This window comes from Vibrio sp. 2-2(8), assembly GCF_963888495.1.
Lineage (GTDB): Bacteria > Pseudomonadota > Gammaproteobacteria > Enterobacterales > Vibrionaceae > Vibrio > Vibrio anguillarum.
In genome coordinates, this window is sequence record NZ_CAWPJM010000011.1 from 403,825 (window position 1) to 417,876 (window position 14,052).

The following is a 14,052-nucleotide window of genomic DNA, read 5'->3' on the forward strand; positions in this document are numbered from 1 at the left end:
CTTACGCCATCTCTTTTTCAATCAGTTGGATAACGATGTGGATGATCTTGATATGGATTTCTTGGATACGATCCGCGTAGCCGAAGTGCGGGACACGAATCTCGATATCCGCTAAACCTGCCATTTTCCCACCATCTTTACCGGTCAGTGCAATGGTCTTCATCCCTTTGGCTTGGGCCGCTTCAATCGCTTTCAAAATGTTCCCTGAATTACCAGAAGTCGATAGGCCAAACAGGACATCGCCTTTTGAACCCACCGCTTCCACATAGCGAGAGAATACAAAATCGTAACCAAAATCATTGCTAACGCAAGACAAGTGGCTTGGATCTGAAATAGCAATACCAGGATAACCCGGACGATTCTCGCGATAGCGCCCCGTTAGCTCTTCAGCAAAGTGCATTGCATCACAGTGGGAACCGCCATTACCGCAAGAGAGCACTTTTCCGCCTTGCTTAAATGAGTCGGCAATCAGTTTTGCGGCGGCCTCAATTTGAGCGATGTTATGCTCATCATTAAGAAATTTGTTTAGCACGTCAGCCGCTTCGGTCAATTCACTTTTAATTAAATCCTGGTACATAGATATATTCTCTTTTTAATCTGTTTACCGATAGGCTCCATCAATCAAGAGCCAGTAACAGGCTTGAGTTTACCCAAACCATCCTTTCTGTCGATAGTTCGACTTCAAGAATTGTTGTTTTCTCCCGCTTCCCACTCCCAAAAGCCCTCTATGAGTTGTTTATTTTGAGGTTTTGCCCTACATGGATCACTTTTTGAACAATACAAGGTTTTACATTTCGTTAATAATTTGATTACACTTAGCACTGGTTAGACCACTTACGCAAACGAGACGACTAACAACACTTTCCAATGCACTGAGAAAAATCAGCCGCAATGGCGTGAATACAGTCTCAAAGGAATGAAATTATGGACATCTTGCTCTCTATACTTGGTTTTCTCACCGTGTTCGGTGTGTGCCTCTACCACCGAATGTCACTTTTTAGCGCATTAGTTGCGCTAACGGTAACCATGGTGGTTCTTACCCTGCTGGATTACACCGGGGTGATTGGATGGTTGCTATATTTAGCGGCTATCGCTTTATTAGCCGTTCCCTCTATCCGTCAAAGCGTGATTAGCGAAAAAGCATTAACACTGTTCAAAAAAGTGCTGCCAGCAATGTCACAAACCGAAAAAGAGGCATTAGATGCAGGAACCGTTTGGTGGGAAGCTGAACTGTTTAAAGGCAAACCGAACTGGAACAAACTACACAAAATTGCAGCGCCGACATTAAGTGCACAAGAGCAAGCCTTTATTGATGGACCAGTCAACGAAGTGTGTGCCATGGTTAGCGATTATCAAGTTACGCATGAATTAGCCGACTTACCTCCTGAGGTTTGGCAATATTTAAAAGATCATAAATTCTTCGCCATGATCATTAAAAAACAATACGGCGGCTTGGAGTTTTCAGCTTATGCACAATCCATTGTGCTACAAAAGCTAACGGGTGTATCTGGAGTGCTTTCATCCACCGTTGGTGTACCGAACTCTTTAGGCCCGGGCGAACTTTTACAACATTATGGTACTGAAGATCAGAAAAACCATTACCTGCCACGTTTAGCGGAAGGTAAAGAGATTCCCTGCTTTGCATTAACCAGCCCAGAAGCGGGTTCCGATGCAGGTTCAATTCCTGATTTTGGCGTGGTATGTAAAGGGAAATGGGAAGGAAAAGAAGTGTTAGGGATGCGCCTAACGTGGAACAAGCGCTACATCACGCTCGCCCCGGTTGCAACCGTATTAGGCCTAGCATTCAAACTGCGCGATCCTGACGGCTTACTTGGGGATAAAACAGAGCTTGGCATCACTTGTGCGCTCATCCCAACCCACTTAAAAGGAGTTGAAATTGGCAATCGCCACATGCCATTGAACGTTCCATTCCAAAATGGTCCGACACGTGCTAACGACTTATTTGTGCCGCTTGATTTCATTATTGGCGGACCAAGCATGGCAGGACAAGGCTGGCGTATGCTTGTAGAGTGTTTATCGGTTGGACGTGGCATTACGTTACCTTCTAACTCGACGGGCGGAATTAAAACTGCGGCGCTAGCAACAGGAGCTTACGCTCGGATTCGTCGTCAATTTAAGCAACCAATTGGCCATATGGAAGGTGTCGAAGAGCCATTAGCACGTTTAGGTGGTAACGCTTATGTGATGGATGCGGCGAGCAATTTAACCGTAGCTGGTATTGATCTGGGCGAAAAACCCTCGGTCATTTCCGCTATAGTCAAATACCACTGTACCCACCGTGGTCAACGCAGCATTATTGATGCAATGGATATCGTGGGCGGGAAAGGCATTTGTATTGGTCCTGCTAACTTTTTAGCTCGCAGCTACCAAGGTGCACCGATTGCCGTAACCGTCGAAGGGGCCAATATTCTGACTCGCTCAATGATCATCTTTGGTCAAGGCGCTATCCGTTGTCATCCTTATGTTTTAGAAGAAATGAACGCCGCTTATTCACAAGATTCTGATGCCGTTGAGAAATTTGACGCCGCTCTTGCAGGTCACGTCAGCTTCACCATGAGTAATCTTGTGCGCAGTATTTGGTTTGGTGTTACCGATGGTTTTGGTTCATCTGCACCGACTAATGATGCAACCAAACGCTACTATCAACAACTAAACCGTTACAGCGCTAACTTAGCACTGCTTTCTGATATTTCGATGGCTGTATTGGGAGGCTCTCTCAAACGTAAAGAGCGTTTGTCAGCACGCCTTGGCGATATTTTGAGCCAACTCTACCTCAGTTCTGCCACACTTAAGCGTTTTGAAAATGATGGTCGTCCCGTGGAGGATCTTCCTTTGGTTCATTGGGGTCTACAAGACAGTTTGAAGCAGACGGAAGTCGCCATTGATGAATTCTTAGCCAACTTCCCGAATAAAGCGATTGGTAAGGTACTTCGTATATTGTTGATGCCGATTGGTCGAGTACGCAAAGCACCTAGCGATAAATTAGATAGCCAAGTTGCGCAGATCCTGCAAACACCGAGTGAAACTCGTTCACGCATTGGTCGCAACCAATATCTCGCCCCAACGGCGCATAATGCGGCGGGTAAGATTGAACAAGCACTGGACATCATTTTACGTGCAGAGCCTTTGTTCGATAAAGTGTGCAGCGTCACCAATCAACGCCGTCCATTTTTGCGTTTAGATGAAGTGGCTGCCATTGGCTTACAACAAAAAATTCTAACCGAACAAGAAGCACAGCTATTAACGGAAGCTGAGGCTCATCGTTTGTATACCATTAATGTCGATGATTTTGCGCCACAGGAACTGGCCGCAAAGCCTCAATATCCGGCAATGAATGATGTTGCGTAAGTCAATCTATTGAATGTCAAAGGGCGTTTTAAACGCCCTTTTTTATGACTGGAATACAGAATCAAGAGGTTGCCAACTCGGCAACATCCCTTGTTATTTCTTCGGCATATTCAACTGTAATTCGGGTTGCAACGCCTTTTTCGCTTTAATCTTACGCATCACAAACCACGCCAAAAGCCCAATCAATATCGCACCAATATTACCAATCACGATGAACATAATACTGCGGCTCGTTGCTTCCTCTCTCATCTGAATAATCAACTGCTCTTGTTCAAGCTTACGCTGCTGGATTTCTTCTTCAATCTGTAAGCGGCGAGTCTCCTCAATGTTGACATCATCAACCACGCTGTAAGTATGCTCAGCAAGCGGGAAGTAAAGTGGACGCTGGCTGGCAAGCTCTGTCGCATACAACTTTCCAGACCAACGATAGTTACCGTTGTCTCCATTGTATGGAATTTCTAAACTTAACTTTAGCGCCTCTTTTTCTGACTGCCCCTCAGTAATAAAGATATCATCATAAATATTCGCATGTTCGACATGAGCAACGATGGAGCCTGGGGCTATCATTCCTTGCTCACCCGAAAAAACAATTTGATGTGGCGCACCATCAACACGAGATTGGATAAAGGTGGTTGAGACTGGAGCTGGGTAAACCAGCACCTCTTGCTCTTGGGCGCGTAAAAACACGCCGTTGCCAGAGGTGATCCTAACGCGATACTTACCCGGCATTGGAGTGATAGGCAGCGCTACAGTAAAAATGCCATCACCTGGCTGTTCATCTAAACCACGTCCATCATCGGCAAATTCACCAATCACTTCCGGTAATGGACGCGCTTCTTTAATCAGATCTTCTTCATTTTCAACGTATTTAGTAAAGGTTACTTTTAAGTTGACTCTATCGAGAAAGTCTCTCAACAATAAAGGCTTACCGTCGGAGGTTAATCGCGCGGTAAATTTTATCACTTCACCAAGGTATAAGCGCGTAGGAAACAGATCAGTATCAAGTTGCAGATGAGAAATAAGCTTGATGCTATTTTGTGAGGAAACCTTGCCTATGGCCTGCCAAGGGCCAGGCATTGGCTTATCAATTGAAATAATATCCATTGTGGGTTCTTGATACCAACGCACATTATCGCTATGTTGCCAAGCGTAATATTTCTTACCATCAGGCCGCACAAGCACCACGGGTTGGGATGACTTTTCGCGATACACAACAAAAGTAATTTGTGAAATGGTTGGATCCACACGGAAACGATTGTCGAGCAGCGACATCGAGGAGGAATTCACCGCAAAAACGCCTGTACTCCACATCAGCGCAATCACTGCTGCCATTATCCTCAACATATTTTCTCCTACTGACGCCAAAGGCAGCTTCCGCTCTTTTCGACTAGATCCAATCTTTCTTGGTGTGCTTGTAATTCATCGGCACAAGCCTGCAAAACCTTTAGCTTTTTCCGACCTGCGACAGCTCGTTTTATTGACTCTCCTCCCACACTGCCATCACTGCGCGTTCCGGCACTGAACTGTAACGAGGTTTGCCCGCCAGTCATCAGCAGATAAACGTCCGCTAATATCTCCGCATCGAGCAATGCACCGTGCAAGGTACGATGTGAGTTATCGATACCATAACGATCACAAAGTATATCCAAATTGTTGCGTTTGCCGGGGAAAATACGCTTTGCCATAGCAAGCGTATCGGTCACTTTGCAATACTGCTCCGTCTTACCGATTTTAGCGTCGAGCTTGCGAAACTCGTAATCCATAAAACCGACGTCGAAGGGAGCGTTGTGCGCCACCAGCTCAGCCCCCTTGATGAAATCTAAAAACTCTTGATGCACATCGCGATATTGCGGTTTGTCCATCAAAAACTCATCGGTAATACCGTGGATTTCGATCGCTTCTAACTGAATCTCACGATCGGGTTTCAGGTAGACATGGAAGTGGCGGCCTGTCAGCTTGCGGTTGATAATTTCAACGGCACCGATTTCAACAATGCGGTGTCCTTCATAGTGAGGGCCGCCTTCACGGTTCATACCCGTGGTTTCCGTATCGAGAACGACGATACGTTGGGATTGGGAATTGCTGCTAGTATTCATAAGGATATGTATGTCAGACTATGCCAATAATGTGCGTAACCTAATAGTATCAAATCATGACAAAACAGGTGGAAATTTTCACTGATGGATCTTGCTTAGGTAATCCTGGCCCGGGTGGTTATGGGGTTGTCCTTCGTTACAAAGAAACCGAAAAAACGTTAGCCAAAGGCTACCGACTCACCACTAACAACCGAATGGAAATGTTAGCGGCAGTGGTTGCACTGCAAACACTGAAAGAGCCATGTAATGTTATTCTCACCACAGACAGCCAATACGTTCGTCAAGGTATTACTCAGTGGATCCACAACTGGAAAAAACGCGGTTGGAAAACATCGGATAAAAAACCAGTGAAGAATGCCGATTTATGGCAAGCACTCGATAAAGAAAGCGCCCGCCATACTATTGACTGGCGCTGGGTGAAAGGCCATGCGGGTCATCGTGAAAATGAAATGTGCGATGAATTAGCACGCAATGCAGCAGAAAATCCAACCGAAGACGATATTGGGTATCAAGCATCCGAATAAGGGTAACAGGCCTTATCTTGGTTCTGAGTTGATAAACGGTAGTTCAGGCTAACTGGCGAAAGACGCCGTTTAAAACGCCAATGAGGTTTAATCGGTTTCAAGGGATAAGTACGTTTGCGCGCTACGATGAAATACAGGCTACCAAATGGAGCGGCCCAGTCGCCAATACCATTTTCCAACCACGCCCACATGGGTTGATATTTTTGCATCGGAAAAAGGGCATATTGGTCACAGTCAATCACTTGATAGTTCAAGACACTCAGCCAGTCCTTAATTCGGTTAGCGGTAAACATACGACCGCTCCAAGGTAAGTTATGTTTTCGCCAAGGCATCAAACTTGCGATCCCCGTAAAACTGATTGGATTAAACCCCGTAATAATGATGTAGCCATCATCCATCATCACGCGATCAACTTCGCGTAAGATACGGTGCGGATCGCCACAATAATCCAGTTGGTGCGCTAAAATAGCCACATCAAAACTCTTTTCGAGAAAAGGCAGTTCGTAGCTATCGGCAATCACCGTATGGAGTGGGTTTTCAATATCAAGATGAACTTGGTGTTGAATATTGCAGTTGCAACTGGCAAGCTCACAACTCAAACCACCGAGCTTAAGCATATGATAGCCAAATAATTTAGAGCACCATTCATCAAGCCGAGTCTGAATAGAATCACTAACCCACTGGCCATTTTTAAGTTGGGACCAAGAATGAGGCTTATCTAATTTTTTTTCGCTACGCGCTGGCTTCATCGATAACCTATTTCACCTCGGTGATTGGAGATACTCATGTTACAGATCAAAAGCATACCCGCATTTAATGATAATTACATCTGGCTGATCCAAAATAGCGATCAGCGTTGTGCTGTGGTCGATCCCGGTGATGCAGCACCAGTGCTTGAGTACCTCTCGAAGCATCAATTAACGCTCGAAGCAATATTAATTACCCACCATCACCATGATCACATTGGTGGTGTTGCAGAACTGGTTCGCCAGTTTCCCAGCATTAACGTTGTTGGTCCCGCTCATGAACCTATTCCTACCTTAACGCACGCGGTTGAAGCTGGCGATCAGCTAGAACTATTCGATGAAATCTTTATGGTGCTTGATCTCGCAGGACACACAAAAGGTCACATTGGCTATGTCGGTGACAATAAACTGTTTTGTGGCGATGTACTGTTCTCCGCAGGGTGTGGCCGTGTTTTTGAGGGCACAATGGAGCAAATGTTTACGTCACTGTGTAAACTTGCCGCATTGCCAGAAGAGACTGAGGTCTATTGCGCGCACGAATATACCGCAAGTAACGTCGCATTTGCTTTAGCCGTTGAGCCCGATAATGACCAACTTCAACAGTATCGAGATACCGTCAACCGGCTCCGAGCCCAGCAGAAATCGACATTACCGACCACGATCCGCCAAGAAAAATGGATCAATCCATTTTTGCGGACCCAGCAAGAGAGTGTGATGAAATCCGTCGCGAATCGTACTCAACAAACTGATCCTCTATCAATTTTTACCGCGTTACGTGAGTGGAAGAACGAATTTTGACGATTTGCTGCTTGTCATAGCAATAAAGTGCCAAGTATTATCAGCAGCCATTAAGTCAAAGGGCTGAGATAGATGCGATTTCAATTTAGCTGGGTGATGGTGCTCTTGTTAGCGGGGTGCCAAATCACTCAGCCAACAGACCAAACAACAGCGCCAAATGCCAAAGAGGCAAATAGCCCTCAGATTCAGACACAAAAAGAGATGGCTAAACAAAAGTCGTCATCTGCAAAAAACACAACGCCGAAAGTGATCACGCCACAAGAGCAAGCGGACGTATGGCAGCGCATCGCAATGCAGTTGTCGATGGATATCCCAGATCATAAATCAGTGAATTATTATCGAACTTGGTATCTTAAACACCCTAATCACCTACAAACTGTTGCCGAGCGAGCAAAGCCATTTCTTTACCTTATCACTGAGAAAATTGAGCAGCGCGGCTTACCACTTGAGTTAGCACTCTTACCTATTGTTGAAAGCTCGTTTGATGCCTTTGCCTACTCACACGGTAGCGCTGCGGGGCTGTGGCAATTTGTGCCGAGTACGGGAGAGATGTATGGCCTAGAGCAAAATTTTTGGTATGACGGAAGACGAGATGTAGACGCCGCCACCGATGCGGCTTTGGATTATCTCACTGCATTAAATAAGCGTTTTGATGGTGATTGGAGCCATGCGATTGCCGCCTATAACAGCGGTGGTGGGCGGATCTCTAGCGCGATTCGTAAAAATCACAAGGCTGGTAAACCAACCGACTTTTTCTCACTCGACTTACCCGATGAAACCACAGGCTACGTCCCTAAATTACTCGCACTGGCCGATATTGTTGCCAATCAAGAAAAATATGGCATTGAAATCCCAGCAATCGCTAACAAACCAGTGTTAACGTTAGTCGACCCTCAAGAACAGCTTGATCTTGCCATTGCCGCCAATTACGCCGGAATGAGCGTGAAAGAGTTGCAAAGTTACAACCCAGCTTACAATCAATGGGCGACCTCGCCGACGGGACCTCATCAACTGCTTATCCCAGTAGATAAAGTGGAACGCTTTGCTCAGAAAGTTGAAGAGAATCGCGGTAAGGGGATGAAGTTAGTACGCTACAAGGTAAAATCCGGCGATAGCTTGAGTGTGATTGCTCAACAGCACAATACCACCAGCAAAGTGATTCAGACGGCCAACAATCTCAATGACAACGTCATTCGCGTTGGGCAGTATTTAATGATCCCAACATCCGTAAAAGACGAAAAAGCATACGCACTCAGTGCCAGTAACCGCTTGGCAAAAACGCAAGCGATGGCCCGTGGTCAGTATAAGCTGTCTCATACGGTAGCCAAAGGTGATAGCTTATGGAGCATTGCCAAACAGCACAATGTTTCCCATCAGTCCTTAGCAAAATGGAACGGTATGGGGCCAAGAGACACGTTGAAGATTGGCCAAAAACTGGTCATTTGGAAAAATAGCAGTGAGGGTGCCATCATTCGCACCGTCTTTTATCAAGTGCGTAGCGGCGATACACTCAGCGCCATCGCTAATAAGTTTAAAGTCAAAAGCCTCGACATTGTAAAATGGAACGAGCTTGCAAACCAAAAGTACTTAAAGCCGGGTCAAAAACTCAAGCTCTACGTCGATGTCACTAAGGTCAGTGTATGAATCCTTCCAGTAACCCGTTAATCATGTTGGTGGATATTTTCCGTTCCCCCACGTCTTGTTTTTTAGCCCTTTATCAACGCGGCATGTGGGGTTGGCAACCTTATCTCTTTTTAATCCTGAGTCCCTTTCTATTTTGGGGGGCTTATTTTGACGTGGTTAACCTTGAATGGTTAAAAGCTGGGCTCTCGGCGCAGTTGGCTATGATCAACCCCGCTCAGCTTGAAATGTTAGATGCCAACACCTTGATGGCAAGCGAAATTATCAGTGATGTGGTAGGCCGCACGCTAACGATTTTCATGTTGGCATTGTGGTTCAATTTGGCGACCAAGCAGAGCCAACATCAGCACGGTTTCTGGCGTTGGTTTGCCGCAAGTGCTGTCATCACTTTCCCAGCCGTGTTGGGCGATCTCGCCAGTTACGCGAGCTTATTACTCAAACATGGCCACGTGATGACTTACGCTGCTGACCTTAACAGTTTAAATGGCCTAATTAAGTTGCCACTGACTAATGATTGGTCTCAATTTGCCAGCTCCTTCCCACTGCTTTTACCTTGGTACATCGTACTTGGCTACGCGGCGGTGGGCGCATGGACAGAGCTTGAACGCGGCCAAGCTCTGGTGATTTCGGCGCTGCCTTGGATTGGCTATTACCTGATTTGGGCGCTGTACATCGCCATCAGTTAGAAAGTGGTTATAAACTAAAACTCGCCAATAGTGGGTTATGATCAGAAGCGTCCGTTACGGGCGCTTTTGCATTGAGCAGTGTTAAACCACGATAAAAAAGATGATCAAGCACCAAGCCCGTCACAAACTGAACACGGTGATCGGGTTCGAACAACACTTCCTTTAAACCCACACGATTTAATGCAGCGGTTAATGTGTCCATTCTTGCTTGACTCCAGCTATTAAAATCGCCACCGACAATCACCGGCCCTTGATGTGTTTTTAATTGAACGAGTAACGCTTCCAGCTGATTGGTATACTCTTGCGTTCCATAGGTAAAGTTCACTGCATGCAGGTTTACAACCGCCAGAGTCTGACCATCACTTAAACGATACAGGGCGTAAATCGCCGATTTGGGTAAGCGCAACCAAGGCTCTAATTCGGTGTAAGCACACGCTAATACTGGCATCTGCCTGCCAAGATTTAACACTCCGGCTGATTCACCAAAAACACGAAAAGCATCCGCTTGTGCCCCCCCCCACTGCTTTTGGCTGATCCACTCTTTCAATGACAAGGTCATGCTCGCTTCTTGTAGCAACACCAATTGGGCATCTTGGCTGAATTTATCCAGCTCACTTTGCCATGTTGCTCTATTTTGTTTATAGATATTCCAAACCAGTACATTAAGCTGACCACGCACATCAATTGCGCGAGCGTTTGGATTATCGTAACAAATCAGTGGAGATGAAGCGTTTTTCCCATCAATAGTCAACAATTGCGGTGTTGAAGGAATAGTAAAAATAGAGAAAAAACTAACCACAGCCGCGGTAATCAGCAACAGCGGCAAAACAAGCAGATATTTTCTTTTCATAACGTTCAACAAAATTGGTAGGGATGCATTAATAAAGAGACAAAAAAGGAGCCATTGGCTCCCTTCTTCTCGGTGTACAGCTAAATAGCGTCTTCGTCTTCTTCACCGGTACGAATTCGTACCACTCGTTCAATATTGGTAATGAAAATTTTACCATCACCAATTTTTCCCGTTTGCGCCGTCTCAATAATGGTGTCAACGCAGCGATCAGCGACATCGTCAGTCACCACAATTTCAAGCTTCACTTTAGGTAAAAAATCCACCATGTACTCAGCGCCACGGTACAATTCAGTATGCCCTTTCTGACGACCAAATCCTTTTACTTCAGAAACAGTCATACCCGTGATCCCGACTTCAGCTAACGCTTCGCGGACGTCATCAAGTTTAAATGGCTTAATAATGGCTTCGATTTTTTTCATGTTCATCCCTTACACTTTCGTCAATTGGTGGCATTATCTGCTAGCAAAAAAAAACAATCAATAAAAAGCCCAAGCAACGCTTGGGCTGATTGAAACCCGTTCACTGTCATTTACTTAAGACTTGCGAAATAGGCCGCTAAGTTTTCAATATCGGCATCACTGAGCATTGCCGCTTGCGCTTGCATTACGACGGCTAAACCACCATTACGCTCTTTATTCTTGTAGGCTTTAACTGATGAGATAAGGTATTGCTCATTTTGCCCTTTTAGATTTGGATATCCCGGAATAAGGGCAATCCCGTCTGCGCCGTGACACGCCGCGCAGATAGCCGCTTTGGCTTGACCTGCGGCTGGGTCTCCAGCAAACGCGCTTCCCGCTAACAACGTAAAACCCATAACTATTCCAATCGCGACTTTTTTCATTGCTCCACCTTTATGTCCATATTCATGGTATGTTTTATACGAATTTTGCATGAAAAGCGTTCATTTGTCCCAGATGAGTTCACAATCTTGCCCACTGAAGTCACGATCAACAAATAAATTTGCAATCGCAACCACTTGATTCCGATGCATCAATATTGGCGTTCTTCGTCGTAACCAACTCGGCACACCATGCTCTTGGAACAATTTTTTTAGCTTTCGACTTCCCACTCGTCCGACAGGACATGCTGCCAGCCCTTCAGGATTAAACGTAACGCTTAATTGATGGCAATCATCAGGCAAGGCTATTCCCTTGCTAGCACCATGAGACGATAACCTCAGATTACCTAGTCCATCAGGCAAGGTTAATGATTGATCGGGCACAATCATCGCCTGCCAATCTGAAATGTCTTGATAAGTTTGGATGCAATATAGCTTTTGGTCAAAGCGGCGGATCTCACTTTGCCCTAGTTTAAGACGAGGATTCGCATCAATACGCGCAGACGCCACTTGTTGCCAAATCATCGCTAAATGTTCTTGAGTCGGCATTGGCTCCCCCAATTGAGCAAGCCACATTCTTAGCAATTGATAGCGTGCTAATTCGCTGCGATGAGAAAGCGCGGTAATTGATAAACTACCATCAGGCATTTTTACCTCTTGCATTGCCTCTTGTAGCAGCTCTTCAAGCAGCACCTGCTGCTGAGCACACAATGTCGCACTACGAGCAACCGCTTGGTGAATATGCGGCCAGCGCTGCGTAAGAACTGGCGTGATGTGATGACGGATAAAATTACGATCAAAACGGGTGTCTTGGTTGCTTTCGTCCTCGACCCAATCCAAATTCTGGGTTACGGCAAAGCTTTCGATCTGTACGCGAGTCGCCGCAAGCAAAGGACGGACGATTTTCCCCGCGCCAAATGGCATCGCTTGTGCCATCGAAGAGAGTCCTTTGGGTCCACTACCACGCTTTAACGCGAGCAAAAATGTCTCGATCTGATCATCGCTATGCTGTCCAGTTAGCAACAAATCGTCAGTGTTAATGTATTTCGCTAAAACTTGGTAACGCGCCGTACGCGCCAATGACTCCACACTTTCACCGCTAGCGGTATCGAGTTGCACCCGTTCAATAAAAAAAGGGATCGCGGCGTGTTGGGCCCAGCGCTGGCACTGTTTGGCCCACTCATCGGCATGTTGACTTAATCCATGATGAACATAAACAGCACAGCACTCACAGGAGGTTTCGTCACGATATTGCGCCAATAGTTCAAGCATCACCCGCGAGTCCATGCCACCACTAAAACCCAAGACTAATTGGCTGCTTGCTAAGCGATGACGATTGATAACGTGTGAAAATAGCGAATAAAGTTCAGACATGGGTTTTCAGTGCTAAGAGGAATTGATGCCAGTTTACCTTGAAACGCGCCAAGCAAACCAGCCTTGAAATCGGGCTGATAAAAAAGGGCTGGACAGAATCCAACCCTTTTTATTTATTGTCCGCTCTGCTATTTAGCAGTAGCCGTAGTTCATCAAACGTTGATAACGACGAGCCAATAATGCTTCTTCATTCAGCGGCTCTAAATCAGCAAGCTGTTTTAGCAGTGTTGCTTTCATGTTGGCGGCCATTTGTATTGGATCGCGATGCGCGCCACCTAATGGTTCTTCGATAATTTCATCAATCAGCTCAAGCTCTTTTAAGCGAGGAGCGACTAAGCCCATCGCTTCAGCCGCTTGCGGTGCTTTATCTGAATCTCGCCACAAGATTGAAGCGCATCCTTCTGGCGAAATTACCGCATAAGTGGAATATTGCAGCATGTTCACGTAGTCACCCACGCCAATCGCCAAAGCACCACCAGAGCCACCTTCACCAACAACATTGCAAATTACAGGCACTTTCAAGCCTGACATCACTTTTAGGTTTGTAGCAATCGCTTCAGATTGGCCACGTTCTTCAGCGCCAACACCAGGATAAGCACCTGCGGTATCAATGAAGGTAATAATAGGCATGCCAAAACGTTCAGCCATTTTCATTAAACGCAGTGCTTTACGATAACCTTCTGGTTTTGGCATTCCGAAGTTACGTCTTACTTTTTCTCTCGTTTCACGTCCTTTTTGGTGACCAATCACCATCACCGGACGTCCCTCTAAACGAGCGATGCCGCCGACAATCGCTTTGTCATCAGCAAAAGCGCGATCACCAGCCAACTCGTCAAACTCAGTGAAGACATGGTTGATGTAATCAAGCGTGTAAGGGCGTTGTGGATGGCGTGCCAATTGAGCCACTTGCCATGCCCCTAAATCACCAAAGATTTTCTTCTTAAGCTCTAAGCTTTTCTTTTCTAGCTGTTCGATCTCTTTGTCGAGATCAACGGACTTATCACCACCATGGCGAGACACGTCGCGTAGCGCCTGAATTTTAGCCTCAAGTTCAGCAATTGGTTTTTCAAATTCTAGAAAATTTAGGCTCATCTACCGATCCTTTTATACTCAGCGTTCAACATATTTGA

At 45.9% G+C, this 14,052-nt stretch carries 14 protein-coding genes; 5 read left to right on the forward strand and 9 right to left on the reverse strand.

The window, feature by feature from the left end:
* Nucleotide 1 precedes the first annotated feature (1 nt).
* The gene (gene lpcA, locus AACV12_RS04730; RefSeq protein WP_010320095.1) at nucleotides 2–577 is read right to left on the reverse strand and encodes a D-sedoheptulose 7-phosphate isomerase; all 576 of its coding nucleotides are present in this window, start codon (nucleotides 575–577) and stop codon (nucleotides 2–4) included.
* 347 nt (nucleotides 578–924) lie between these two features.
* Here lpcA and fadE point away from each other — a divergent pair, with 347 nt between their 5' ends.
* Nucleotides 925–3,369 carry an acyl-CoA dehydrogenase FadE gene (fadE, locus tag AACV12_RS04735; protein ID WP_094129736.1) on the forward strand — a complete coding sequence of 815 codons (2,445 nt, stop codon included), beginning with the start codon at nucleotides 925–927 and terminating at the stop codon, nucleotides 3,367–3,369.
* Between the two features lie 93 nt (nucleotides 3,370–3,462).
* Here fadE and AACV12_RS04740 read toward each other — a convergent pair whose 3' ends face one another.
* Nucleotides 3,463–4,713: a TIGR03503 family protein gene (locus tag AACV12_RS04740; protein WP_026029156.1), complete on the reverse strand. Its 1,251-nt coding sequence runs from the start codon at nucleotides 4,711–4,713 to the stop codon at nucleotides 3,463–3,465.
* Nucleotides 4,714–4,721: 8 nt separating this feature from the next.
* Nucleotides 4,722–5,465: a DNA polymerase III subunit epsilon gene (gene dnaQ, locus AACV12_RS04745; RefSeq protein ID WP_013856229.1), complete on the reverse strand. Its 744-nt coding sequence runs from the start codon at nucleotides 5,463–5,465 to the stop codon at nucleotides 4,722–4,724.
* Between the two features lie 56 nt (nucleotides 5,466–5,521).
* On the opposite strand from dnaQ, the gene rnhA reads away from it, so the two are divergent.
* Nucleotides 5,522–5,989 carry a ribonuclease HI gene (rnhA, locus tag AACV12_RS04750; protein WP_013856228.1) on the forward strand — a complete coding sequence of 156 codons (468 nt, stop codon included), beginning with the start codon at nucleotides 5,522–5,524 and terminating at the stop codon, nucleotides 5,987–5,989.
* Here rnhA and AACV12_RS04755 read toward each other — a convergent pair.
* Nucleotides 5,974–6,738, reverse strand: coding sequence for a methyltransferase domain-containing protein (locus AACV12_RS04755; protein WP_094123764.1), 765 nt, complete (start codon nucleotides 6,736–6,738; stop codon nucleotides 5,974–5,976). The genes rnhA and AACV12_RS04755 overlap by 16 nt on opposite strands.
* A 36-nt stretch (nucleotides 6,739–6,774) precedes the next feature.
* Between AACV12_RS04755 and gloB the strand changes: the two genes are divergently transcribed.
* From gloB to AACV12_RS04770, 3 genes are all read left to right on the forward strand, one after another.
* Nucleotides 6,775–7,533 (forward strand): hydroxyacylglutathione hydrolase, encoded by a 759-nt coding sequence (gene gloB, locus AACV12_RS04760; protein WP_026027910.1) that lies wholly within the window; start codon nucleotides 6,775–6,777, stop codon nucleotides 7,531–7,533.
* A gap of 72 nt (nucleotides 7,534–7,605) precedes the next feature.
* Nucleotides 7,606–9,177 carry a lytic transglycosylase gene (locus tag AACV12_RS04765; RefSeq protein ID WP_170899983.1) on the forward strand — a complete coding sequence of 524 codons (1,572 nt, stop codon included), beginning with the start codon at nucleotides 7,606–7,608 and terminating at the stop codon, nucleotides 9,175–9,177.
* Entirely contained in the window at nucleotides 9,174–9,860 is a 687-nt protein-coding gene (locus AACV12_RS04770; RefSeq protein WP_013856224.1) for a YIP1 family protein, read from the forward strand. The genes AACV12_RS04765 and AACV12_RS04770 overlap by 4 nt, the downstream gene beginning before the upstream one ends.
* 7 nt (nucleotides 9,861–9,867) lie before the next feature.
* Here the strand turns inward: AACV12_RS04770 and AACV12_RS04775 are convergent, their stop codons facing one another.
* The 5 genes from AACV12_RS04775 to accA form a co-directional block, all read right to left on the reverse strand.
* On the reverse strand, nucleotides 9,868–10,710 hold the full coding sequence (locus tag AACV12_RS04775; protein WP_170899984.1) for an endonuclease/exonuclease/phosphatase family protein: 843 nt from the start codon (nucleotides 10,708–10,710) through the stop codon (nucleotides 9,868–9,870).
* 80 nt (nucleotides 10,711–10,790) lie between these two features.
* On the reverse strand, nucleotides 10,791–11,129 hold the full coding sequence (gene glnB, locus AACV12_RS04780; protein ID WP_010320105.1) for a nitrogen regulatory protein P-II: 339 nt from the start codon (nucleotides 11,127–11,129) through the stop codon (nucleotides 10,791–10,793).
* A 110-nt stretch (nucleotides 11,130–11,239) separates the two neighbouring features.
* Entirely contained in the window at nucleotides 11,240–11,551 is a 312-nt protein-coding gene (locus AACV12_RS04785; RefSeq protein WP_026027913.1) for a c-type cytochrome, read from the reverse strand.
* Nucleotides 11,552–11,611: 60 nt separating this feature from the next.
* Entirely contained in the window at nucleotides 11,612–12,922 is a 1,311-nt protein-coding gene (tilS, locus tag AACV12_RS04790; RefSeq protein ID WP_170899985.1) for a tRNA lysidine(34) synthetase TilS, read from the reverse strand.
* Between the two features lie 132 nt (nucleotides 12,923–13,054).
* Nucleotides 13,055–14,014, reverse strand: coding sequence for an acetyl-CoA carboxylase carboxyl transferase subunit alpha (accA, locus tag AACV12_RS04795; RefSeq protein WP_013856219.1), 960 nt, complete (start codon nucleotides 14,012–14,014; stop codon nucleotides 13,055–13,057).
* Between the last annotated feature and the right edge of the window lie 38 nt (nucleotides 14,015–14,052).

What these genes read in the sequence shown, in the direction of transcription:
- lpcA (WP_010320095.1), bottom strand. Translation starts at nt 577, where the DNA reads ATGTACCAGGATTTAATTAAAAGTGAATTGACCGAAGCGGCTGACGTG.
- fadE (WP_094129736.1), top strand. Translation starts at nt 925, where the DNA reads ATGGACATCTTGCTCTCTATACTTGGTTTTCTCACCGTGTTCGGTGTG.
- AACV12_RS04740 (WP_026029156.1), bottom strand. Translation starts at nt 4,713, where the DNA reads ATGTTGAGGATAATGGCAGCAGTGATTGCGCTGATGTGGAGTACAGGC.
- dnaQ (WP_013856229.1), bottom strand. Translation starts at nt 5,465, where the DNA reads ATGAATACTAGCAGCAATTCCCAATCCCAACGTATCGTCGTTCTCGAT.
- rnhA (WP_013856228.1), top strand. Translation starts at nt 5,522, where the DNA reads ATGACAAAACAGGTGGAAATTTTCACTGATGGATCTTGCTTAGGTAAT.
- AACV12_RS04755 (WP_094123764.1), bottom strand. Translation starts at nt 6,738, where the DNA reads ATGAAGCCAGCGCGTAGCGAAAAAAAATTAGATAAGCCTCATTCTTGG.
- gloB (WP_026027910.1), top strand. Translation starts at nt 6,775, where the DNA reads ATGTTACAGATCAAAAGCATACCCGCATTTAATGATAATTACATCTGG.
- AACV12_RS04765 (WP_170899983.1), top strand. Translation starts at nt 7,606, where the DNA reads ATGCGATTTCAATTTAGCTGGGTGATGGTGCTCTTGTTAGCGGGGTGC.
- AACV12_RS04770 (WP_013856224.1), top strand. Translation starts at nt 9,174, where the DNA reads ATGAATCCTTCCAGTAACCCGTTAATCATGTTGGTGGATATTTTCCGT.
- AACV12_RS04775 (WP_170899984.1), bottom strand. Translation starts at nt 10,710, where the DNA reads ATGAAAAGAAAATATCTGCTTGTTTTGCCGCTGTTGCTGATTACCGCG.
- glnB (WP_010320105.1), bottom strand. Translation starts at nt 11,129, where the DNA reads ATGAAAAAAATCGAAGCCATTATTAAGCCATTTAAACTTGATGACGTC.
- AACV12_RS04785 (WP_026027913.1), bottom strand. Translation starts at nt 11,551, where the DNA reads ATGAAAAAAGTCGCGATTGGAATAGTTATGGGTTTTACGTTGTTAGCG.
- tilS (WP_170899985.1), bottom strand. Translation starts at nt 12,922, where the DNA reads ATGTCTGAACTTTATTCGCTATTTTCACACGTTATCAATCGTCATCGC.
- accA (WP_013856219.1), bottom strand. Translation starts at nt 14,014, where the DNA reads ATGAGCCTAAATTTTCTAGAATTTGAAAAACCAATTGCTGAACTTGAG.